This is a genomic window from Tabrizicola flagellatus, from assembly GCF_008271465.1.
Classification (GTDB): Bacteria; Pseudomonadota; Alphaproteobacteria; order Rhodobacterales; family Rhodobacteraceae; genus Tabrizicola; species Tabrizicola flagellata.
This window is the reverse complement of sequence record NZ_VMDU01000004.1, coordinates 176,340-197,709: the sequence shown is the minus strand read 5'-3', so window position 1 is coordinate 197,709 and position 21,370 is coordinate 176,340. Positions and strand designations below refer to the sequence as shown.

At 65.3% G+C, this 21,370-nt stretch carries 23 protein-coding genes; 9 read left to right on the top strand and 14 right to left on the bottom strand.

From position 1 onward, the window contains the following. Positions 1-31: 31 nt before the first annotated feature. A complete protein-coding gene (locus tag FL625_RS08625; protein ID WP_149588251.1) occupies positions 32-553 on the top strand; it encodes a GNAT family N-acetyltransferase in 522 nt (173 codons plus the stop codon). A 62-nt stretch (positions 554-615) separates the two neighbouring features. On the opposite strand, the gene FL625_RS08620 is transcribed toward FL625_RS08625, so the two are convergent. Both FL625_RS08620 and FL625_RS08615 read right to left on the bottom strand, forming a co-directional pair. Continuing rightward, positions 616-1,353 carry a Bax inhibitor-1/YccA family protein gene (locus FL625_RS08620; protein ID WP_149588250.1) on the bottom strand — a complete coding sequence of 246 codons (738 nt, stop codon included), beginning with the start codon at positions 1,351-1,353 and terminating at the stop codon, positions 616-618. Between the two features lie 131 nt (positions 1,354-1,484). After that, positions 1,485-1,700: a DUF1127 domain-containing protein gene (locus FL625_RS08615; RefSeq protein ID WP_200833914.1), complete on the bottom strand. Its 216-nt coding sequence runs from the start codon at positions 1,698-1,700 to the stop codon at positions 1,485-1,487. Between the two features lie 124 nt (positions 1,701-1,824). Here FL625_RS08615 and FL625_RS08610 point away from each other — a divergent pair, with 124 nt between their 5' ends. Further along, positions 1,825-2,676 carry a LysR family transcriptional regulator gene (locus tag FL625_RS08610; RefSeq protein WP_149588248.1) on the top strand — a complete coding sequence of 284 codons (852 nt, stop codon included), beginning with the start codon at positions 1,825-1,827 and terminating at the stop codon, positions 2,674-2,676. Here the strand turns inward: FL625_RS08610 and FL625_RS08605 are convergent. After that, on the bottom strand, positions 2,664-3,632 hold the full coding sequence (locus tag FL625_RS08605; RefSeq protein ID WP_149588247.1) for an NADPH:quinone oxidoreductase family protein: 969 nt from the start codon (positions 3,630-3,632) through the stop codon (positions 2,664-2,666). The two genes, FL625_RS08610 and FL625_RS08605, sit on opposite strands and share 13 nt — an antisense overlap. A 368-nt stretch (positions 3,633-4,000) precedes the next feature. On the opposite strand from FL625_RS08605, the gene FL625_RS08600 reads away from it, so the two are divergent. From FL625_RS08600 to FL625_RS08580, 5 genes are all read left to right on the top strand, one after another. After that, positions 4,001-4,363, top strand: coding sequence for a helix-turn-helix domain-containing protein (locus FL625_RS08600; RefSeq protein ID WP_149588246.1), 363 nt, complete (start codon positions 4,001-4,003; stop codon positions 4,361-4,363). 76 nt (positions 4,364-4,439) lie between these two features. Continuing rightward, the gene (locus FL625_RS08595; RefSeq protein ID WP_149588245.1) at positions 4,440-5,237 is read left to right on the top strand and encodes an inositol monophosphatase family protein; all 798 of its coding nucleotides are present in this window, start codon (positions 4,440-4,442) and stop codon (positions 5,235-5,237) included. 174 nt (positions 5,238-5,411) lie between these two features. Then, positions 5,412-6,752, top strand: a complete 1,341-nt coding sequence (locus FL625_RS08590) for an 8-oxoguanine deaminase (RefSeq protein WP_149588244.1) — start codon at positions 5,412-5,414, stop codon at positions 6,750-6,752. Between the two features lie 75 nt (positions 6,753-6,827). Further along, on the top strand, positions 6,828-7,412 hold the full coding sequence (locus FL625_RS08585) for a hypothetical protein (protein ID WP_149588243.1): 585 nt from the start codon (positions 6,828-6,830) through the stop codon (positions 7,410-7,412). A gap of 26 nt (positions 7,413-7,438) precedes the next feature. Beyond that, positions 7,439-7,756, top strand: a complete 318-nt coding sequence (locus FL625_RS08580; RefSeq protein WP_149588242.1) for a ribonuclease E inhibitor RraB — start codon at positions 7,439-7,441, stop codon at positions 7,754-7,756. 152 nt (positions 7,757-7,908) lie between these two features. On the opposite strand, the gene FL625_RS08575 is transcribed toward FL625_RS08580, so the two are convergent. Further along, entirely contained in the window at positions 7,909-8,940 is a 1,032-nt protein-coding gene (locus tag FL625_RS08575) for a class I SAM-dependent methyltransferase (protein ID WP_149588241.1), read from the bottom strand. Positions 8,941-9,019: 79 nt separating this feature from the next. Next, the gene (gene guaD / locus FL625_RS08570) at positions 9,020-10,294 is read right to left on the bottom strand and encodes a guanine deaminase (protein WP_149588240.1); all 1,275 of its coding nucleotides are present in this window, start codon (positions 10,292-10,294) and stop codon (positions 9,020-9,022) included. A gap of 122 nt (positions 10,295-10,416) precedes the next feature. On the opposite strand from guaD, the gene mgtE reads away from it, so the two are divergent. Next, the gene (gene mgtE / locus FL625_RS08565; protein ID WP_149588239.1) at positions 10,417-11,787 is read left to right on the top strand and encodes a magnesium transporter; all 1,371 of its coding nucleotides are present in this window, start codon (positions 10,417-10,419) and stop codon (positions 11,785-11,787) included. Then, positions 11,784-12,329, top strand: coding sequence for a 5-formyltetrahydrofolate cyclo-ligase (locus FL625_RS08560; protein ID WP_149588238.1), 546 nt, complete (start codon positions 11,784-11,786; stop codon positions 12,327-12,329). Before mgtE ends, FL625_RS08560 begins: the two co-directional genes overlap by 4 nt. An 81-nt stretch (positions 12,330-12,410) precedes the next feature. On the opposite strand, the gene FL625_RS08555 is transcribed toward FL625_RS08560, so the two are convergent. The 9 genes from FL625_RS08555 to FL625_RS08515 all read right to left on the bottom strand — a co-directional run bounded on the left by FL625_RS08555 (position 12,411) and on the right by FL625_RS08515 (position 21,370). Then, positions 12,411-13,727 carry a DUF8689 domain-containing protein gene (locus FL625_RS08555; protein WP_149588237.1) on the bottom strand — a complete coding sequence of 439 codons (1,317 nt, stop codon included), beginning with the start codon at positions 13,725-13,727 and terminating at the stop codon, positions 12,411-12,413. Between the two features lie 62 nt (positions 13,728-13,789). Beyond that, the gene (locus tag FL625_RS08550) at positions 13,790-14,287 is read right to left on the bottom strand and encodes an A24 family peptidase (protein WP_149588236.1); all 498 of its coding nucleotides are present in this window, start codon (positions 14,285-14,287) and stop codon (positions 13,790-13,792) included. Beyond that, complete coding sequence (locus FL625_RS08545; RefSeq protein ID WP_149588235.1) at positions 14,287-15,144, bottom strand: tetratricopeptide repeat protein; 858 nt, start codon at positions 15,142-15,144, stop codon at positions 14,287-14,289. Before FL625_RS08545 ends, FL625_RS08550 begins: the two co-directional genes overlap by 1 nt. A gap of 51 nt (positions 15,145-15,195) precedes the next feature. Continuing rightward, complete coding sequence (locus FL625_RS08540) at positions 15,196-15,756, bottom strand: tetratricopeptide repeat protein (protein ID WP_435532703.1); 561 nt, start codon at positions 15,754-15,756, stop codon at positions 15,196-15,198. Between the two features lie 18 nt (positions 15,757-15,774). After that, positions 15,775-16,758, bottom strand: coding sequence for a type II secretion system F family protein (locus FL625_RS08535; protein WP_149588234.1), 984 nt, complete (start codon positions 16,756-16,758; stop codon positions 15,775-15,777). A gap of 9 nt (positions 16,759-16,767) precedes the next feature. Next, entirely contained in the window at positions 16,768-17,736 is a 969-nt protein-coding gene (locus tag FL625_RS08530; protein WP_149588233.1) for a type II secretion system F family protein, read from the bottom strand. 5 nt (positions 17,737-17,741) lie between these two features. Then, on the bottom strand, positions 17,742-19,190 hold the full coding sequence (locus tag FL625_RS08525) for a TadA family conjugal transfer-associated ATPase (protein WP_200833913.1): 1,449 nt from the start codon (positions 19,188-19,190) through the stop codon (positions 17,742-17,744). A gap of 17 nt (positions 19,191-19,207) precedes the next feature. Beyond that, positions 19,208-20,467 carry a CpaE/TadZ family protein gene (locus FL625_RS08520; RefSeq protein WP_149588232.1) on the bottom strand — a complete coding sequence of 420 codons (1,260 nt, stop codon included), beginning with the start codon at positions 20,465-20,467 and terminating at the stop codon, positions 19,208-19,210. Positions 20,468-20,713: 246 nt separating this feature from the next. Beyond that, a complete protein-coding gene (locus FL625_RS08515; RefSeq protein WP_149588231.1) occupies positions 20,714-21,370 on the bottom strand; it encodes an OmpA family protein in 657 nt (218 codons plus the stop codon).

Sequence of the window (21,370 nt, the reverse complement as noted above, 5' to 3'; positions counted from 1 at the left end):
CTTTTGGTGCCGGCGCTCCATTTGCCGGAAGATGACACCTACACTCTCTGTCCGGCAGGCCTCTCCGGCCGACATCGCTGCCGTGGACGCCTTGCTGGCCCGCAGCTATCCGCGTCTGCTGGCGGCGGACTATCCCCCCTCGATCATGGTGCTGGCGATTCCGAGGATCGCCCGGGCCCGGCCCGAGCTTCTGGCCTCGGGGAACTATTTCCTGGCCGAGGACGGGGCAGGCAGGGTGCTGGCGGCAGGGGGGTGGACCCGGGGAAATCCGCTGGGACCAGAGGGCAGCGGTGGCAGCGGCCACGTCCGGCATGTTGCGACCGACCCCGACCTGACCCGGAGGGGGATCGGCCGGGCGCTGATGGGCAGGGTGATGCTGGATGCTCGGAAGGCGGGGGTGGAATGGCTGGATTGCCTGTCCACCCGGACGGCGGTGCCCTTCTACCAGGCGCTTGGGTTCAGGGCCTTGCATCCGGTCGACGTGCCGCTGGCGCCCGGGATCGTCTTTCCTGCGATCAGGATGATGGCCAACCTGCGCCAGACCGCAATCTGAGCGCCGGAATGGAAAAGGGCCGGTCCGAAGACCGGCCCCGCCCAAGGGTGCTTCCGCCTGCCCTATTCCCGGTTGCCCAGGAACTGGAGCAGGAACATGAACAGGTTGATGAAGTCCAGATAGAGCGTCAGCGCGCCCATGATCGCGGACTTGCCCAGCCATTCCTGGTCCATCGCCACCGAATGCTGGATGTAGTCGGTCTTGATCCGCTGGGTGTCGAAGGCGGTCAGGCCGGCGAAGATCAGCACGCCGATCACCGAGATCGCGAAGGCCAGCGCCGAGGAGGCGAGGAACAGGTTCACGATCATCGCGACGATCAGGCCGATCAGACCCATCATCAGGAAGGTGCCCATGCCGCTCAGGTCACGCTTGGTCGTGTAGCCGTAGAGCGACAGGCCTGCGAAGGAGATCGCGGTGATGAGGAAGGTCTGCGCGATGGAGACGCCGGTGAACACCTGGAAGATCCAGGCCAGCGACAGGCCCATCGCCGCCGCGAAGGCGTAGAAGAACAGCTGTGCGGCCGCGGCCGACATCCGGTTGATCAGCGCGCCGAAGGCGAAGACCATGATCAGCGGCAGGAACATCGCCACCCAGCCGAGGATGGTCATCGAGCCGGTCGCGGGGTTCCGCAGGATCGAGAACAGCTGTTCGGACGAGCCGACCGCCCAGGCAACGCCGGCGGTGACCAGCATCGCCACGGACATCAGCCCGTAAACCTTGTTCATGTGGGCGCGAAGCCCTTCGTCGATCTGCGCGCGGGCGCCGACGCCTACGCTGCGGACCGTGTCAAATTGAGCCATGTGAAGCCTCCGATGTTGTCCCTAAGGGCAACGCCGGGGGAACCGGCGCGACCTCGTGGGTCGAATATCGGTATCGCACAGGTTCATTTCAAGCGTTTCCGGCCCGGATCATGCCGAAAACTGTCAACCTTTCAGTCCTGCCAATGCGACGGCGCATCCCAGAGGGGCCGCCGCGCCTCGGCTTCGGCGTCTTCGCGGCTGAGGCCGATGTCGGCAAGGAGGTGGTCGTCGAGACGCGCAAGGGCGCGGCGGGTCCGGGCCAGCATCAGGGCATGCCAGATCCGGCGCGGCAGGGAGAGGCGGGGCGGGGCGGAACGAAGCGTGCGGGACAGGGCGAAGGAGCGCATGGCGGGGCCTTTCATCGGTTTCCGTGATGGCGGTGTCAGGGTCGATCAGGATGCTTGAACGATGCCAGACTCTGATGCATCATGGAAACGAATGATCGTGACGCCATCCATCAGGATTTGTGATATGCCGCGCAATCTCGACCTTGCCGCCCTGCGGTCCTTCGTCACCGTCGCCGATGTGGGCGGGGTGACGCGGGCGGCGGGCTATCTGAACCTGACGCAATCCGCCGTCTCCATGCAGATCAAGCGGCTGGAGGAGTCGCTGGGGATGCAGCTGTTCTTGCGCGCGGCGCGCAAGCTGGCGCTTTCGCCGGAGGGCGAGCAGCTTCTGTCCTACGGCCGCCGGATGCTGGCCCTGAACGACGAGGCGCTGTCGCGCTTCAACGCCACGGCCTGCTGTGGCACGATCCGGCTGGGGGTGCCGCATGACGTGGTCTATCCGGCGATCCCCGGCATCCTGAAGCGGATGGCGCAGACCTATCCCCGGGTGCAGGTGAACCTGGTCTCGTCCTTCACCATTGCCATGAAGCAGGAGTTCGCCCGCGGCGGGTTCGACGTGATCGTGACCACCGAGGACAGCCCCGATCCCGGCGCCGAGGTTCTGGGCGCGCGGCCGCTGGTCTGGGTCGGCGCTCCGGAAGGCACCGCCTGGCAGCGCCGGCCGCTGCGCCTGGGCTTCAAGGACGGCTGCATCTTTCGCCCGGCGGCTCAGGCGGCGCTGGACCGGGCCGGGATCTCGTGGGAGCTGGCGACTGGCGGGGAAAGCGAGCAGGCGGTCGAGGCGATGGTGGCCGCCGACCTGGCGGTCTCGGCCCGGATGCTGGGCAACATCCCGGCCGATACCGAGGTGATCGAGGCCGAGAACCAGCTGCCGGCGCTGGGCGAGATGAAGCTTGCGCTCTACCGTTCGCCGGCGGCGACGGGCGAGGCGGTGGACATGCTCATGGCCGAGCTGCGCCTGGCCTACTGCTGCTGAACCCGGATCACGACCTTTCCGGTCGCCCTGCGGTCGCGCAAGAGTGCCAGACCCTCGGGAAAGGCGTCAAAGGGCAGGACGTGGCTGACATGGGGACGGATCAGCCCCTCGGCCCGCCAGCGCAGAAGCTCGGCCAAGCTGGCGGCGACCAGGGACGGAGCGTGTGTCTCCATCCCTCCATACCAGAATCCCGAAACGGTGAGGTTCTTCACCAGAAGGAGGTTCGCCGGGATCTGCGGAACCTCGCCCGAGGCGAAACCGATCGCAAGAAGCCGCCCCTCGGGTCGGCAGGCGCGCAGCGCGGCATCGAAGGCCGGCCCGCCGACAGCGTCATAGACGACATCGACGCCGCCTTCGGCCCGCAGCGCCTCTTTCAGTCCGGGCGCCTCGCTGTCGATCAGCACGTCCGCCCCCGCGGCACGGGCGATCTCCAGCCGGTCTTTCCCGCGGGCGGAGGCGATGACCCTTGCGCCCAGCCGCTTGCCGATCTCGACCGCCGTCAGCCCCACGCCGCCGGCGGCGCCGGTCACGAACAGGGTCTCGCCCGCCCGCAGCCGCGCCGTATGCGTCAGTGCCAGATGCGAGGTTCCGTAGGCGATGGGAAAACCGGCGGCTTCGACAAAGCTCATGCAATCGGGAAGCGGGCAGACCCGGGTAGCGGGCAGGGCCACACGTTCGGCAAGGGCGCCGGAGGGACAGGTGGACAAGATCCGGGTGCCGGGAGCCGGCCCGTCGGTCTCCGGGCCCAGCGTCTCGACCACGCCCGAGAGTTCCATGCCCGGCACATAGGGAAACGGGTGTCGGACCTGGTACTTGCCCTGGATCGAGAGCATATCCGCGAAGTTGAGCCCGACTGCTTCCACGCGGACAACGATTTCGCCTTTAACGGGAACCGGGGTGTCGATCGAGCCGAGCGTCGGGGCGCCGCCGGGTTCGCTGACCTGCCAGGCCTGCATGATTGGCTCCAATTCGAAGGGTTGTTTCTACTACTTACGGTGTAAGATCTTTGGCTGCTACACCGTTTCTTGCAATGCCACGACCCGTTTATTCGCATTCTGCAAAAGACCCTGTGGGGCACGTGCAAAATGCAATGCGAAATGCGATACCACTTTGAGGAGAGTTCTGATTCGGTCTTGTGCGTTTCTTCGCCCGGTAAGGACAACCACACCGTGTGTTATACGCGCGTATAATTCGACTTGTCCAAAAGGACAGGTTTTCGGGCGGCCGAAGATTTTTTTCTGGGGCTCTGTCCATTCCGCGGAGTTGGCATGGAACTTGCTTAGAGGACTGCGAGGGGAATAGACACTCGTTGTTGGAGTATAGAATGAAGCATCCCGTAGACGCACATGTCGGCAAGCGCATCCGTCACCGCCGCTGGATGGTTGGCATGACGCAGCAGCAACTGGCCGACAAGGTCGGAATCAAGTTTCAGCAGATCCAGAAGTACGAGACCGGCATGAACCGGGTCAGCGCCTCCCGGCTTTGGGACATCGCCGATGCGTTGGGCGTGTCGATCTCGTTCTTCTTCGAAGGTCTCGCCGATGGTCAGGTCGCGACGACCTATGCCCACGGCGACATGATGTCGGACAAGGAGGCGCTGGAACTGGTGCGCTCCTACTACGCCATCCCCGAGGCGCAGCGTCGTCGGCTGTTCGACCTGGCCCGGGTTCTCTCGGAAGCCGCCTGACTGCCTTGACCTTGCCCCCGCGCGCCATTAGCGCCGGGGGCGGGGCCACGGGCCCCTTCAAGGTCGGAGAGGAATCATGCGGGTTTCAGCGGCGCTTGCGGCGGAATTGGTCGCCACGGCGCATGAACTGGCCGATGTCGCGCGCGTTGCCACCCTGTCGCATTTCAGGACTCGCGCGCTGGTGGCCGAAAACAAGGAAACCGACCGGTTCGATCCGGTGACTGCCGCGGACCGTCTGTCCGAAGAGCGGATGCGCGAGGTTCTTGCGCGCCGCCGCCCGGACGACGGGATCCTCGGCGAGGAATTCGGCACGGTCCCCGGATCGAGCGGTCTGACCTGGGTGCTGGATCCGATCGACGGGACGCGCAGCTATCTGGCCGGCACGCCGACATGGGGCGTGCTGATCTCGGTCCGCGATGCGGAAGGGGTGCTCTATGGCATCATCGACCAGCCCTATATCGGCGAACGCTTCGAGGGCGGGCTTGGCCGGGCCCGCATGAAGGGCCCGATGGGCGAGGCGGCGCTGGGCGTGCGCGCGGCGCGGCCCCTGCGCGAGGCGCTCTTGTTCAGCACCTTCCCCGAAGTCGGCACGCCCGAGGAGGGCGCGGCCTTCCGCCGCGTCGCGGCGGGGGCAAGGCTGGTGCGCTACGGGACGGACTGCTACGCCTATGCGCTGATCGCGGCGGGCCAGATCGACCTGGTGATCGAGGCGGGATTGCAGGCCTATGACGTGCAGGCCCCGATCGCGGTGATCGAGGCGGCGGGCGGTATCGTCACCGACTGGCAGGGTCGTCCGGCGCTGGACGGCGGGCAGATCCTGGCAGCGGCGAGCCGCGAGCTGCACGCCGAGGCGCTGGCGCTGCTGAACGGCTGAGGCCCGCTGGCAGCTCGCGCCTTTCGGCTGCGTTTGAAGCACCTTCCTCCGGAGCGGAAGGTTGCCGGCCTGCCCGGTCGCGGGCTATCCTGCCTGTGCCGGTCGTGTCCTTCGCCCTTCTGACGACCCGCCAGGGTTTCCCATGAAACCGAAGGGTGCGCAAAAGGTGCACCGATGCCCGACATCCTGATCCGCAATGCCGATGTGGTGGCGACGATGGACGCCCGGCGGTCCGAACTGCGTGGGGCAGACGTGCTGATCCGCGGCGGCATCATTGCCGGGGTTGGGCCGAGCCTGTCTGACGAAGGCGTCGAAGTGATCGAGGCGCGGGGCTGCGTGGTCACGCCGGGGCTGGTGAACACGCATCATCACCTTTACCAGACGCTGACACGGGCGGTGCCGGGCGGGCAGGATTCGCTGCTGTTCGGCTGGCTGAAGACGCTGTATCCGATCTGGGCGCGTTTCGGGCCGGAGGAGATGTTCGTCTCGGCCCAGGTCGGGCTTGCCGAGCTTGCGCTGTCGGGCTGCACCCTGACCTCGGACCACCTGTATCTCTTTCCCAACGGGGCAAGGCTGGACGACACCATCGCCGCGGCAGGGGAGGTCGGCCTGCGCTTCCACCCCACGCGCGGCGCGATGTCGATCGGCGAAAGCGCCGGGGGCCTGCCGCCGGACAGCCTGGTCGAGACGGAGACGGCGATCCTCGAGGACATGATCCGGGTGGTGGACCGTTTCCACGATCCCCGGCCGGGGGCGATGGTGCGGGTGGGCCTCGCGCCCTGTTCGCCCTTCTCGGTCAGCCGCGAGCTGATGCGCGATTCCGCCCTGCTAGCGCGCGACAAGCGGGTGATGCTGCATACCCATCTGGCCGAGAACGACGAGGACATCGCCTATTCGCTGGAACGCTTCGGCTGTCGTCCGGGCCAGTATGCCCAGGACCTGGGCTGGACCGGTGCCGATGTCTGGCATGCCCATTGCGTCAAGCTGGATGGTTCGGAAATTGAACTTTTCAACCGGTCACGGACCGGAATTTCCCATTGCCCATGTTCGAATTGTAGACTCGGATCCGGCATCGCGCCGATCCGGGCGATGCGGGACGCGGGGTGCCGGGTGGGGCTGGGCGTGGACGGCTCGGCGTCGAACGATGCGGGCAACCTCATTTCCGAAGCGCGGATGGCCATGCTCTTGCAGCGCGTGGCGCGGGGGGCAGACGCGATGGGAGCGCGCGAGGCGCTGGAGATCGCCACGTTGGGTGGTGCGCAGGTGCTGGGGCGGGATGACCTGGGTTCGGTCGAGCCGGGCAAGCGTGCCGATCTGGCGATCTGGGACCTTCGGGGCGTCGAGGCGGCAGGCGCCTGGGATCCGGTGGCGGCGCTGATCCTGTGCGGGCCGAGCCGGGTGCGCGACCTGATCGTCGAGGGACGGCAGATCGTGCGGGACGGTCAGCTGATCACGCTGGACCTTCCGCGTCTGCTGGAGCAGCAGCGTCGGCTGGCCGTCCGGCTTGCCGGCTAGCGCATCGGGTTTTCCGGCCTTTTCGCCAGCGGCCCGGGCCGGGCATTCTCCGGCCACCTGCAACCGGAGACCCCAATGCACAAGCTGTCCGCCCTGATCCTGTCGATGATCCTCGCCCTGCCCGCCGGTGCGCAGACCGTCCTGTCCGAGGCCAGCGGCAACTGGGCGGGGGCGTCGAACCAGGGGTTCTTCTTCCTGGCGCGCCTGACCCAGAACGAGGACAAGCTGCGGCTGACGATCTGGAACGGGGCGATGGAGGGCGTCCCTTCGCCCGACGCCGAGCCGGAGTTCGACAACCCCGCGATCGCGCTGGGTGCCTTTGCCACCCGGCAGGCGCTGGAGGTGCTGGATGGCCCGGACGGCGCGATCCTGCAGATCGTGGTCGAATACGCCGACGAAGAAGCCGAGGGCCGGTCGGTGACGCAGCTTCAGTTCATCGACAACCAGTACACGGTGGTCGGCTATGCCGGGCATTCGACCTTCCAGGCGCTCGATGGCCCGCCCGAGACCCGCGACTGCGAGGTGGATCTGTGGCGGATGACCTCGACCGAGAACGGGACGACGCGGCAACTGGAACCGGTCGGGTTCGAGGCGCTGAACGCCAGCGACTGGACCTGGGACGCGGCCTTCGAGCGGGGCTTCTGCACACGCGCCGACTAGGCTAGAACGGCCGCAGGAGGCCGCCCATGCCGCACGACTATGCCGCCCAGCGGCGCGAGACGTTCCAGACCTTCCGCATGTCGAAGGGGGTCAGCCTGCCGAAGACGGCGGTTGTGGAATATGCCTTCTTCATCGAGGAGCTGGATGCCTCGTGGCCGGCCTTCGAGCGGGCCTTGCGGCAGGCGGGTTTCCGCACCCGGCGGCTGAAGGACGGCGAGACGCTGATTGCCGCCATCGGCCCCATTCCGGTGACGCCCGAGGCGATCTGGGAGCGGGAACGCATCGCCACCGAGATCGCCCTGCGGCACGACTTCTATCCGGACGGCTGGGAACTGGCCGAGTGATCCGGCCGGATCCGGTGCGACGCACAGGACGACCCTCGGACTTGGGATGCCGGGCTGGCCTGTTGCGGCGTGGGTAGGCGCGGTGCCGTGGCCCGGATCCGATACCGCGCAGGACCGCGCAGGTTTCCTGGCCTCGGCCAGGAAAGGCAGGTTCAGTGCCGGCGTTCCTTGCGGCGGCGGTTCCAGGAACGGATCGACGCGACGGTCCCTGTCGGCAGCAGGCGTTCGATGAAGGACTTCGACCTTCGGACCGCCCGCTGCGCCGTGAGCGACACCGCCGATTGCCCCGGACCGGGCCGCCCGAAGCCGGCGGTCCCCAGACCGTCCACCACCTTGCGAAGCCGAACTGCACGCGCCGCGTAGAAGGCCTTGGAATCAACAGGAGCGGACGTCACGGGCTTTCGCATGTGGACAAAGAATTCCTGCCCCAGAGTCTCGGTGACCTCGATGATCTCCAGATCGACAAGGCCCAGAAAGCGCAGATCCCAAAGCATGTTTTCCAGTGCCGCGCCAAAGGTGACCGTGCAATGCGTGTCACGATAGGGCTGAGGCGAGGAGATCCGCTCCAGATATTCGGCATAGGCAGCGGCGAGATCATTCATGGGCTGGAAGTGACGCGGATCGTCAAGGCTGATGTCGCAGCCTACGGCAAGATTGCCGCCCCGGCCGTATTGGGCCAGGTTCGAGAGCGAATCGAAGATGGTTTCGGGCGACGGCTGGCTGCGCTGGCCATGGTAGGCCTGCAGCCAGTCGGACAGGCGGGTCGGCATCCGGAAATGATCGAAACAGGCCCGCCCGTCGGGCACCGCCATGCTGAGGACGCCACCCGGCGCCAGGGCGATCGAGCAGCCTTGCAGGAAGCGGATCGGATCCGGAAGATGCTCGAAATTGTGCGACGAGAGGACGTAGCCGAACTGTCCCTGCTTGCCCAGGCCGGTCACGGCCTGTCCCAGCGAGGAGGCATCGCACACGATGTCGACCTCCTCGATCTCGGCAATCCGGTCGTCGGGAACACCCGGATCCGCAAGCGCATTCTGCCGGAGAGTGGCGGTATCGAAGACATCGACCGTAAGAACCCGGTAGCCGTCGCGCTTTGCAAGGGTTGGATTGAAATATGGAGCAATTTCAATACCTTGTTCCGAAACATCGATATGCTTCAGCAAAAGGGATCTGCGGTCGACCATGAGTGTCAGCCATCCGGGGGCGGGTGATCGGCACCAAGGCGCGCCATGCACCAGACATTGGCGCTGGTTCGATCGACTTTCAACCGCGCCTTTGCCCACCCACCCAGACCTCGGCCACGGCGCGGTCGTCGCCCATCATGATCGTCGGGAAAAGCTGCTGCCAGAGCGTCTCGGCCCGCCGTGTCGCCTGTTCGATGGCTGGGGTCGATGCGAGGTCGATCACCACCAGATCTGCCTCCATCCCAGGGGCGATGTTGCCGATCCTGTCCTCGGCATGCAGCGCACGGGCAGAGCCTTGCGTCGCCAGCCACCAGAGCTGCGCGGGATGCAGCGACTGGCCGCGCAGCTGCGCCACCTCGTAGGCGGCGGCCATGGTGTGCAGCATGGAAAAGTTCGACCCGCCCCCGGTGTCGGTGGCCAACCCGACGCGAAGGTGCTGCGCCAGCGTCATGTCGAAGAGGCCCGAGCCGATGAAGGTGTTCGAGGTCGGGCAATGAATGAGCGAGGCCCCCGCCTCGGCCAGCCGCGCGCGTTCGCGGTCGGTCAGGTGGATGGCATGGCCATAGACCGCGCCTTCGCGCAACAGGCCCTGCGCCTCGTAGGTGTCGAGATAGTCGCGCGATTGCGGAAAGAGGTCGCGGACCCAGGCGATCTCGTCGGTCTGTTCGGAGAGGTGGGTCTGCATCAGGCAGTCGGGATATTCCCGCCAGAGCGCGCCGAGGGCCGCCAATTGTTCGGGCGTCGAGGTCGGCGAGAAGCGGGGGGTGATGACATAGGACAGGCGGTCCACCCCGTGCCATTTCTCCAGCAGGCGTTTCGAGTCGTCGTAGGCCGATTGCGCCGTGTCGCGCAGGCTCTCTGGCGCGTTGCGATCCATGCAGGTCTTGCCGGCAAAGGCCCGCAGGCCGCGCGCCCGCGCCGCGGTGAAGAAGGCATCCACGCTGGCGGGGTGGATCGTGGCGTAGGAGCAGACGGTAGTGGTCCCGCACGCCAGAACCAGGTCGAGGTAGCGGTTCGCGATCTCTTGCGCATAGGCGGGATCGGCAAAGCGCATCTCTTCGGGGAAGGTGTAGCTGTTCAGCCAGTCGATCAGCCGCTTGCCCCACGAGGCGATGATCGCCGTCTGGGGATAGTGGACATGGGCGTCGATGAACCCGGCCGAGATCAGCCGGTCGCCGTGGTCATGCCGTTGCGCCTGCGGGTAGCGGGCGCGCAGGTCATCGGCCTCGCCCACGGCGACGATGCGGCCCCCATCCACCGCGACCGCGCCCCGGCGGTGATGGCGCGCGGCCTCGATGCCGTCGCGGAACGGGTCGCCCTCGAAGCGGATGACCTGGCCGATCAGTAGATCCATGGACGTTATCCCCTTGCCACGCCAGCAGACTAAGGGCATTCCGGTCCGGGGTAAATTTGCCCGCTGCTTCGGTTTCGGCGAAACTGTTTTCGCCGGGGACGCGGCAATCGGACGGGGGAAGCATGGCGGAAGATCTGGCCGAGACCGAGGAAGAGGTGCTGGACCAGGCGCGCATCGATGCGGTGCTGGAGGCGGTCGAGGCGGGCAACCGCGAGGCCGTCGATGCGCTGCTGGAGCCGCTGCATGCCGCCGACATCGCCGACCTGCTGGAACAGATCGGACCGGCCGACCGCAAGGCTCTGCTGGCGCTGTGGTCGCACGAGATCGACGGCGAGATCCTCTCCGAGATCAGCGAGGACATCCGCGAGGAGGTGGTCGAGGCCCTGCCACGCGAAGTCCTTGTCGAGGCGGTGCGCGATCTGGAAACCGACGATGTCGTGGACCTGCTGGAGGATCTTGACCAGCCGCAGCAGGAGGTGATCCTCGACGCGCTGGAGGATGCCGACCGCGTGGCGGTCGAGCAGGCGATGTCCTATCCGGAGTATTCCGCCGGCCGTCTGATGCAGCGCGAGGTGGTGGTGGCCCCCGAACACTGGACCGTGGGCGAGACCATCGACTATCTGCGCAAGGCCGACAACCTGCCGGATCAGTTCTACCACGTGATCCTGGTCGATCCGCGGATGAAGCCGGTGGGCTACGCCACGCTGGGGCGCATCCTGTCCTCGGGCCGCGAGGCGAAGCTGGCCGAGATCACCGAGGACAGTTTCCGCACCATCGAGGCCACCGACCCGGAAGCGGACGTGGCCTACATCTTCAACCAGTATCACCTGATCTCCTGTCCGGTGGTGGATGCCTCGGGCCGGCTGGTCGGGGTCATCACCATCGACGATGCGATGAACGTGCTGGACGAAGAACACGAGGAGGACATGCTGCGCCTGGCCGGGGTGGGCGACGAGGCGAGCGTGAACGACGGGGCGTTCGAGACGGCACGGCAGCGCCTGCCCTGGCTGGTGGTGAACCTCGCTACCGCCTCGCTGTCGGCGTTGGTGATCAGCCGGTTCGAGGCGACGATCGCGGCGCTGGTGGCGCTGGCGGCGCTGATGCCCATCGTGGCGTCCACGGGCGGGATCGCGGGCACCCAGTCGCTGGCAGTGGCGGTCCGGGCGCTGGCCACGCGCGACCTGACCCAGGCCAACGCCGCGCGCGTGGTCTGGCGCGAGCTCGGGGCCGGAATCCTGAACGGCGTCGGCCTGGCGCTGATTCTGGGCGTGGCGGGGACGCTGATCTTCGGGGACTGGCATCTGGGGCTGGTGCTGGCGATGGCCATGATCGTGAATCAGATCGTCGCGGCGCTGGGCGGCGTGCTGGTGCCCCTGACGCTGACCCGGCTGGGGATGGATCCGGCTCTGGCCTCGGGGACATTCGTGACCACCCTGACGGATGTGATGGGATTCTTTGCCTTCCTGGGCCTCGCGACGGTGATGCTGTTATGAGCGATGTCAAGGCGGCGGCGCGGGCGGCGGCCTTTGCCCGCAGGGCCGAGGCCTTTGCGGCAGGGCAGGGGCAGGCGGCAGAAATCCTTGCGGATCTTCTCTCGAAGCATCGGGGCAAGGTCCTGTCGGGATACATGCCGATGCGGACCGAGATCGACCCCCTGCCGGCGATGGCGGCGCATCAGGGGCCGGTAGGCGTGCCGGTGATCGTCGCAAGGGCCGCACCGTTGCGGTTCCGGGAATGGACGCCGGGGTGTCGGCTGGTGGAAGGCGCCTTCAAGGCAATGATCCCCGAGGAGGGTGCCTGGGTTGAACCCGAGGTGCTGATCGTGCCGCTTCTGGCCTGGGACCGGCGCGGCTATCGGCTGGGCTATGGCGGGGGCTTCTATGACCGGACGCTGCAGCTCTTGCGGTCGCGGGGGCCCGTGCTGGCGGTGGGGTTCGCCTTCGCGGCGCAGGAGGTGGACGCGGTGCCGACGGACGAGTTCGACCAGCGCCTGGATGCTGTGGTGACGGAACGGGGCGTCACGGTCTTTGCGTGACCGCTCGTCGATGACTTCGTCACTCCTCGCTGGGCCGAGGAGGAGACGAAGTCGAACGACGTCGAACTACGAGGGACCGGGTCAGTGCGCGATGTCTTCCTGGCGGACGAACATGTTGGCCCAGGCGCGGTCGATCAGTTCCGGGGTCATCTGATAGGGGATGTTCTCGAATTCGCAGACCGCGATCATCTGGTCGATCAGGAAGACGGGCTGGTAGTTCGCGTAGTTGTTCTGGATCGTCGGGAACTTGACCTTCATCAGGTGCATCAGCGCGGTTTCGTCGAGGGGCATCTTCTTCTTGCGCGCCACCATGGCGAAGATCTTCAGGAAGTTCTCCTGGCTCGGCCCGTCGATCTTGATCTTGAAGAAGATCCGCCGCAGCGCCGCGCCGTCGAAGATCTGGTTGGGGTGGAAGTTGGTCGAGAAGATGACCAGCGTGTCGAAGGGCACGGTGAACTTCTCGCCCGACTGCAGCGCGAGGATATCGCGAGATTCCTCCAGCGGCACGATCCAGCGGTTGACGATCTTCTGCGGCGGCTCTGCCTGGCGGCCGAGGTCGTCGATGATGAAGATGCCGCCAGTGGCCTTGAGCTGCAGCGGCGCCTGATAGGTCCGTGCGGTGGGGTTGTAGGCGAGGTCCAGCATGTCGAGCGACAGTTCGCCGCCGGTGATGACCGAGGGGCGCTCGCAATAGACATAGCGGTTGTCGAAGCGGTTCGAGGTGCGCCGAAGCGAGTTCGGGTCGTCCACGGCCATCTCGGCGGCCGAGTGCACGATCGGGTCATAGACGCTGATGATCTGGCCGGAATATTCGATGGCACGGGGCACATAGACCTTGTCGCCAAGGGCGGCGCGGATGCCGTGCGAGATCGAGGACTTGCCGTTGCCGGGCGGGCCGTAGAGAAGGATCGAGCGGCCCGAGGTCACGGCCGGGCCCAGGTTGTCGATCAGGTCGGGCGGCAGGATGAGATGGCCCATGCCGGACAGAAGCTGTTCGCGGTTCAGCCGGATGTCGCGGACCGACTGGCGCTTGACCTGCACCGAATACTGGTCGAGCGGCACCGGCATCGCGCCGTAGTATTCCGATTGCGACAGGGCATCCAGGGCGCGCGCCTTTCCGGCGTCGGTCAGCTCGTATCCCATCTCGTTGCCGGCCGTGGCATGCAGCGTGCCCATCGCCGTCAGAAGCTTCTGCGAGCGGGCGAGGTCCACCAGTTCCTGGGTCAGCGGCACGGGCAGGCAGATGATCTTGGCCAGGGCCGTGACCTGCGACTGGTTGGTGCGGAACATCGTCTTCAACAGGATGTCGCGCATCGTGATGATCGACAGGCCGGTATCTTCCAGCGTACGAGGGGAGGGCGGCGGTTGCACGCCCGACACCGGGGCCTCAGCGTTCATAGGGCAAGCTCCGTGGACAATCTAGCGCAGGTTTGCGCATTGAGTCGTAAACGTGACTTGTGTCAGCCCTGTGGCCAGATGGCGGCAAGAAGATAGACGATGACGATCGCGGACAGTGCCAGACCGAAGGGGAAGTAGCGCCGTCTGGTCCAGCTTTCCCAGTCCGGCGTTGCGTTGCGCACCAGAGGGATGCTGCGCAACAGCCTGTGGACGACCAGCGCGCCGACCATGCAGAGGAAGATGATGAGGAGGATCTCGCCGATACTGCCGCCCACGAAGATGCCGGCCATGGCAGCGGCGAACTTGGCGTCGCCGGCCCCGAAGGTGCCGGTCAGATACATCAGGAAGCCCGCGACGAACACGATCGCCATCAGCGCGAAGCCCCAGGCCCAGACGGTCAGCGTCGGCGACACATACCAGCCGAGCAGCGGCCAGACCGCCGCCATGGCCAGGACGGAGGCATTTGGGATCTTCATCCGTTTCAGGTCCGACAGAGCCGCCCAGATCGCGATGGGCAGCACGGGAACAAGGAGGATCATCGCACCGGTCGGCTCTAGCATCAGGTTTTCACATTCGCATCAAGAGCTTGCAGGCTGCGCACCGCGGCTTCGAAATGCTGCGGGTGCGTCTCGATCGCCTGGTTCAGCAGGCTTTTCCCGACCGAGACGTCGCCCTGCTTGATGGCGGCAAGCGCCATGGAATACAGAAGCTCGGCCCGTTCGACCTGGGTCATGCGCACCACCGGCAGATCGTACTTGCGCTGGGCCGCCCGAGCGAGGACGAGGTTGTTCTTCGCGGTGAAGAGGTTCGGATCGTAGGTCAGCGCCTCGGTGAACAGCTTCTCGGCCCCGGCCGCGTCGCCGCGGGTGAGCTTGGAGAAGCCCCAGTTGTTCAGCACCCCGGCAGGCGTCGTGGTCAGGCCGGCGGCGGTCTCGTAGAAGCTGTCGGCCTTCTTCCAGTTCTTGTCGCTGTCGGCGATCATCGCCTCCAGCCGGTAGCGGTCGAAGGTTTCGTGCGTCGGCGGGATCTGGTTCAGTTCGGCCTTGGCCTCGGGCCACTGGTTCGACCGGATCAGCGCGTCGGCCAGCATGACCCGGTCCTCCGGGGTCGCATCCTTGTGCGCGACGGCCTGGCGCCAGACCTGCGCCGCCTCGGTCGGCTTCTGCGCCCGGGTCAGCGAGCGGGCCAGGCCGCGCATCAGGTCGATGCGGTCGGGGTTCTGCTGCAGGGCGCGGGTGAAATAGGCGACCGCCTCGTTCGGGTCGGCCACCGTCATCATCACGTCGTTGAGGTTGGTTTCGTCAATGACGTTCACGTCCTTGAGTGCCCGTTGGACCTGTGCGTCAGAGCTCTTCTGACAGGCTGACAAGGCGACTGCACCGCCAAGGCACAGCACTACGAAAGCCGGATGGCGCATCTTCAGCGTCCTTTTTGTTGACTGCCCGTATCGTCTTGGACGTGTCGCCGCCTAGAGATCGGAGAGAAGGACGTACTTGCCCTTTTCCTGCCGGACCAGACGGAACCCGCCGTTTTGTTCTTCTTGTTGAGGATCATACACGTTCGCCTCGCTTTGCGCGATAGCGAGCATCAGATTTTCCCGGATCGAGTCCGTTTCGCCACTATCCAGCGCAAAGGCGCGCTGGAAAAGGATCCGCGCCTCGCCGGTCTGGCCCTGCTCCATCTTCACCACGCCCAGATTGTTCACGGCGGGGACGAAATTCGGATCGAGCTCCAGCGCACGCTTCAGCATCTTCTCGGCCTGGCCGAGCCGCCCGAGCGCCAGGTTGGCCGAACCGATCGACGACAGCACATCCGCGTTGATCCCGGTCTCGGATGCGGCGCGAAGATAGGCCTTCAGCGCCAGCTCGTGCTCGCCCGCTTCCATAAGCCGGTGGCCGACGGTCATGCCGTCCACGGCTTCGCCCCGGGCATCCACGCCATAGGGATTGTTCCGGGAAACGCCGCTGGCCGGCACGCAGCCGGCCAGGAGAAGCGCAGAACACAGTGTCAGGACGACTGCCTTGCGCAAGTCACATACCGCTCGGTCCTAGAGGCCGCCCGCGAGTTGGGTCAGCATTGTCACCATCCCGTAAACGGAAGGCCCGATCAGAATGACCAGAAGCGGCGGAACTGTAAACAGCATTGTGCCGAGGGTCAGTTTCGTCGGCAACATGTTGGCCTTTTCCTCGGCCCGCATGATGCGCTTGTCGCGCATGTCGGCGGAATAGACCCGCAGCGCGTCGGCGATCGAGGTGCCGAAGGTGGCCGACTGGATGATCGTCGTCACGAAGGAGGCCACGTCGGGCACGCCCACACGTTCGGCCATGTCCTTCAGCACCGCGATGCGTTCCTTGCCGGCCTTGACCTCTTGCGCGACCATCTCGAATTCGTCTGCCAGGGCCGGGTAGCCCGCCCGGCTTTCCTTGCCGACGCGGATGATCGACTGGTCCAGCGACTGACCGGCCTCGACGCAGACCAGCATCAGGTCGAGCGCATCGGGGAAGCCCTCGATGATCTCGTTCTGGCGCTGCTTGACGCGCTTGTTCACCCAGTAGCGCGGCAGGTAGTAGCCGATGGCGCAGGGCAGGATGCTGTGCAGGATCAGGTCGACGCCAGACATCTCCTGCGACATCGACTTGACGAGCGCGACGATCAGGCCAACGACCAGGAAAAGGATGGCCAGGAGGAACTGGATCGCGTGGAACATCCGGACCGAGTTCTTGCCGGTATAGCCCGCCCGCAGCATCGTCAGCTTGGCCGCTGACAGTTCCTCTTTCTTCTGCGGTTCGAGGAAATGGGCGAACTTCTCCAGCTTGTCCACGCGCTCGGTCTTGCGCAGCGCGCGCTTCTTGTCCTTGGCGCTGGTCGGCGCCTGTTCCTTCAGCTCGCGAAAGCGGTCGCGCTGCCGTTTCATCACCACCGGCAGGGCCAGCAGCACAAGGAGGAAACCGAGCAGCCCGACGGCAAGCAGCGGGGCCATTGGCCCGAAACGCTCGGTGATGCCGGACATGAGGTTCGAGAGGAATTCCATGGTCCAGACCTACACTTTGATGTTGGTCATCACCTTCATGTAGATGATGTTGATGATGAGGAAGGTGACGACGAAAAGCGCCGCGGGGATATAGGCCGAGGTGCCCTTCACCTCGTCGTAGTAGTCGGGTTGCACCACGTTGATCATGATCAGCGCGACGATGGGGAAGCCCGACAGGAACATGCCCGACCACTTCGCCTCGGCCGTGATGGCGCGGACGCGGCGGAACAGCTTGAAGCGGGCGCGGACCACCTTGGAAAGGCCTTCGAGGATCTCGGCAAGGTTGCCGCCCGACTGCTGCTGGATCGACACGGCGACCGCAAGGAAGCGCAGGTCCTGGCTGTCCATCCGCTCGGCGAAGGCCTTGAGCGATTCGGCCACGTCGCGGCCATAGGCGGCCTCGTCCGCGATCACGCCGAACTCGGAGCCGAGCGGATCAGGGATCTCCTTGGCCACAATGCTGATGGCGGTCGAGAACGGATGGCCGACGCGCAAGCTGCGAACCATCAGTTCGATGGAATCGGGCAGCTGTTCTTCCAGAAGGCTCATCCGCTTCTTCGCCGTCCGGTTGACCCAGAAGAAAACCCCGCCCACGCCCATCGCGATGCCCAGCACCAGACGCAGGCCGAATTCGGCGGCGGTGAAGGCGGAGAGCATCAGGAAGGCAAAGACCGACAAGGCCGCCATGATCCCGATCAGCGCCTGGGGAGAGAAGGCGATGTTCGCCCGCTGCGCCTTCTTGGCCAGCATGGAGTAGAGCGGAATGTTGCGCGCGTTCAGGTGCTGGTTCATCTCCTTGCGGAGCTGTTCCAGCACCTGTTCGCGGTTCGCGTTCTTTTCCAGAAGCGCAAGCCGGCGGCTGACGCGACTGTTGAGGCTGACCGATTTTCCGAAGACAATCAGGTAGATGCCGTTGACGATCACGACGACCGCAACGAAGATCATCAGGTAGATCAGGGGTGCTGCGCTGATTTGCATGGCGGTCAGGCGATCGGTTCGTAGATGGAGGCCGGCAGGTCGAATCCCCACTGGCGGAAGCGGTCGGAGTAGGCCGAACGGATGCCGGTTGCATTGAAGCGGCCGATGATCTTGCCCGAGGGCTCGACCCCCAGACGCTCGAAGCGGAAGACTTCCTGCATCGAGATGACTTCGCCTTCCATGCCGGTGATTTCGGTCACCGAGGTCATGCGGCGCGTCCCGTCCTGCAGGCGGCTGGCCTGCACGATCAGGTTGACGGCCGAGGCGATCTGGCTGCGGACGGCCTTGAGCGGCATCTCGATCCCGGCCATGGCGACCATGTTTTCCAGACGCGAGATCGCGTCGCGCGGGTTGTTGGCGTGGATCGTGGTCATGGATCCGTCGTGGCCGGTGTTCATGGCCTGAAGCATGTCGATGACTTCCTCGCCCCGGGTTTCCCCCACGATGATGCGGTCGGGACGCATACGAAGGGCGTTGCGCAGACAGTCGCGCTGGGTCACCGCGCCCTTGCCCTCGACGTTGGCCGGACGGCTTTCCATCCGGCCCACATGGACCTGTTGCAGCTGAAGTTCGGCCGTGTCCTCGATGGTCAGCACGCGCTCGTGGTTGTCGATGAAGGACGACAGCGCGTTGAGCGTGGTCGTCTTGCCCGAACCCGTGCCGCCCGAGACGATGATGTTCAGCCGGCAGGACACTGCGGCCTGGAGGTAGGCGGCCATTTCCTCGGTGAAGGCGCCGAAGCGGACCAGGTCCTCGATCTTCAGCTTGTCCTTCTTGAATTTCCGGATCGAGACGAGCGAGCCGTCCACGGCGATCGGCGGGATCATGCAGTTGAAGCGGCTGCCGTCGGCAAGACGGGCGTCGCAGTAGGGGTTCGATTCGTCGACGCGGCGACCCACGGCGGACACGATCTTGTCGATGATCCGCAGAAGGTGGCGCTCGTCGCGGAAGGTGACATCCGACAGTTGCAGCTTGCCGGCGCGTTCGACGAAGATGCGCTTCGGACCGTTGACCAGGATATCGCTGATCGTCTCGTCCTTGAGCAGCGGCTCCAGCGGACCGAGACCCATGACCTCGTCGTAGAGCTCTTGCGTCAGGGCGAGGCGGTCTTCCTTGTTCAACGCGACGGACATGTCGTCCAGCGCCTCGTTGGTCAGAGCCGCGATTTCGCCCCTGAGCGACTGCTCGGTCGCCGATTCGATGGCCGAGAGGTTCAGGTCCTCGAGCAGGCGCTTGTGGATTTCGACCTTCAGTTCGGTCAGGCGCTCCTTGCGCTTCTTCTCCTTGTCGGCGGCCATGGCCTCGGCCGCGGCACGCTGCTGGACCACGGGCTGCTGTGCGGTGCGGGCCGCAGCTGCAAAGGGAGCCTTGTCGGCAACCTGGCTGACGGGCGCCAGCCCCCCGGTGGAAGGGGTGGAACCGGCGGGAGTATCTTTCTTGAACCGACTGAACACGGACTGTTCCCCCTAGATCAGGCTTTTGCGGTTTCGGCAGATTTGTTCAGGTCGTACAAGGACTTGGCGAGCTTTTGCAGTTCCTTGCGCAGGATGTTCTTGTTCGCGCTTTCGGCGATGGGCAGGCCGTGGTCGTTGGCTTGCGTCACCTGTTCGCCGCCATCGGGCAGCTGCACTTCGATGTCGATGTCAAGGCTTTCGGCCATCCGCTTGACCCGCGCCTTGGCCGAGAGGTCGGTGAATTTCGGCGCCCGGTTCAGGACGTAGCGCACCTTGTCATGCGGCAGCGCCTCGGCCTTGAGCGCCCGGATGAAGCGGAGGATGTTCTGGGCCGAGCGCAGGTCGAGTTCGAGAAGCGCGAAATAGACATGCGCGCGCGTCAGCACCGCCTCGGTCCAGGCGACGACGGTCGTCGGCATGTCGACGATGACGAAGTCGAAGTTGGCCTGGGCGGTGTCGAGGATGCGGCCGATGTCTTCCGGGGTTATCATCTCGAGCGGCAGCATGTCGGCCGGCGCGGTGAAGACGTGCAGCTTCTCGTTGAAGGTCAGCATCGACTTCATCAGCGCGTCGGCATCGATGGCCGCGGTGTCGGTCAGGATCTCGAGCACGGCCTCCTTGCGGGGGAGGTCGAGATAGGTGGCGACCGAGCCGAATTGCAGGTCGAGGTCGATCACGCAGACCCGCATGCCTTCGGCTTCGGGGATCAGGCAGAGCTCCCAGGCCAGGTTGGCCGCGAATGTCGTGGCGCCCACGCCGCCTGCCATGCCGTGCACGGGAAGGATCACGCCGTTGCGGTCGCCGCGGGCCTTGAACACCGGGTTGAAGGTGCCGGTCACCGGATCGTACCCGTCGGGCAACACCGGATCCGGTTTGCGCAGACGTTCGATGGCGTCGTGCAACGCCCCTTCGGGCAGCGGGTAGGGCACGAAGTCGTCGGCCCCGAGCTTGAGCATCTGGTGCAGGACCGAAGGGCTGACCTGGTTGGCGATCAGGAGAACCTTGATCTTCTTGGCCTTGGCCGCCTTGATGACGTCGTTCATCTTTGACAGTTCGGATTCGTCCTCGCTGTCGACGGCAATGGCGACGAACTGCATCCCGGTGCTGTCGGGCTGCTTGAGAAAGACCAGAGCGTCCTCGAAATTGAGGTCTCCCCAGGCCTCGCCCAGTTCGGCTTCCATGTCGTCGATCAGCAGATCGAATCGCTGCACATCGCGCGAAATCGTGCAGGCGAGGATCGGTGCAGGATCGCTCTGAACTGTGGCTTTGCTCGTCATCTCGCGTCTGGTCCTTTTGGTGCGGGGCTTTTGAACAAAAATTTCAGGTAGTTAGCTTGGCGGCAGAGAGGCTTTCGACCTGTGGAACAACGGACCCCGGAACTCATCCTATCTGGGTGACCTTGTTCAAGAATGGTGGCGATATTTGGGCTAAAAGGGCCTGTTTCTGGGATTATCACGATTATGGAAACGAAGAGGCCGGGCACATGGCCCGGCCTCCTGTCAGGTGATCCTGCGGCGGATTTGTCAGCCGCCACCCTGGCCCGTTGCGTCGGCAGTTGTGGTTGTATGCGGGCGCGTGGCGCTGGTCACATATTCGCGCCAGATGACCTCGGCATACTTGCCGTTCAGCACCAGGGGATGCGAACTCACGAAGCCCGAGACCTCGGTCACGGTGCGGCGGTTGCGCACCTCGGCCTGGTTCGTCGCGATCAGCGGCCGGGTCTCGCCGTAGGAGACGACGGCCTCGAGGCGCGAGCGGCTGATGCCTTGCGAGACCAGGTAGGCCACCGCGGCCTGCGCCCGGCGCAGGCCGAGGCGCTGGTTGTAGGCATTGGAGCCGACCTTGTCGGTGTGACCGAAGACACGGAAGCGGACCTCCGGGAACTGGCGGATGAAGTTCGCCTGCTTGCGCAGGATATCCATCGCCTCGGGGGTCAGCTGCGCACTGTCGAAGGCGAAGGTGATCGTGTCCGGAACCTCGGCGGCAAAGCGTTCGGCGAGGGCGACGGTGTAGGTAAGCTCTCCGGTCTGGAGGAGCGTGTTGTTCATCGTCGCGTTGCCGAACTGGCCCTTGTCGACCTCCGAGCCAAGCTCGCGGTCCCAGGAAACCGAGGACTCGCCGCAGGCGGTGAGGGCAAGAAGTGCCGAGGTGGCGAGGAGTTTGGGAAGCATGCCGGTCAT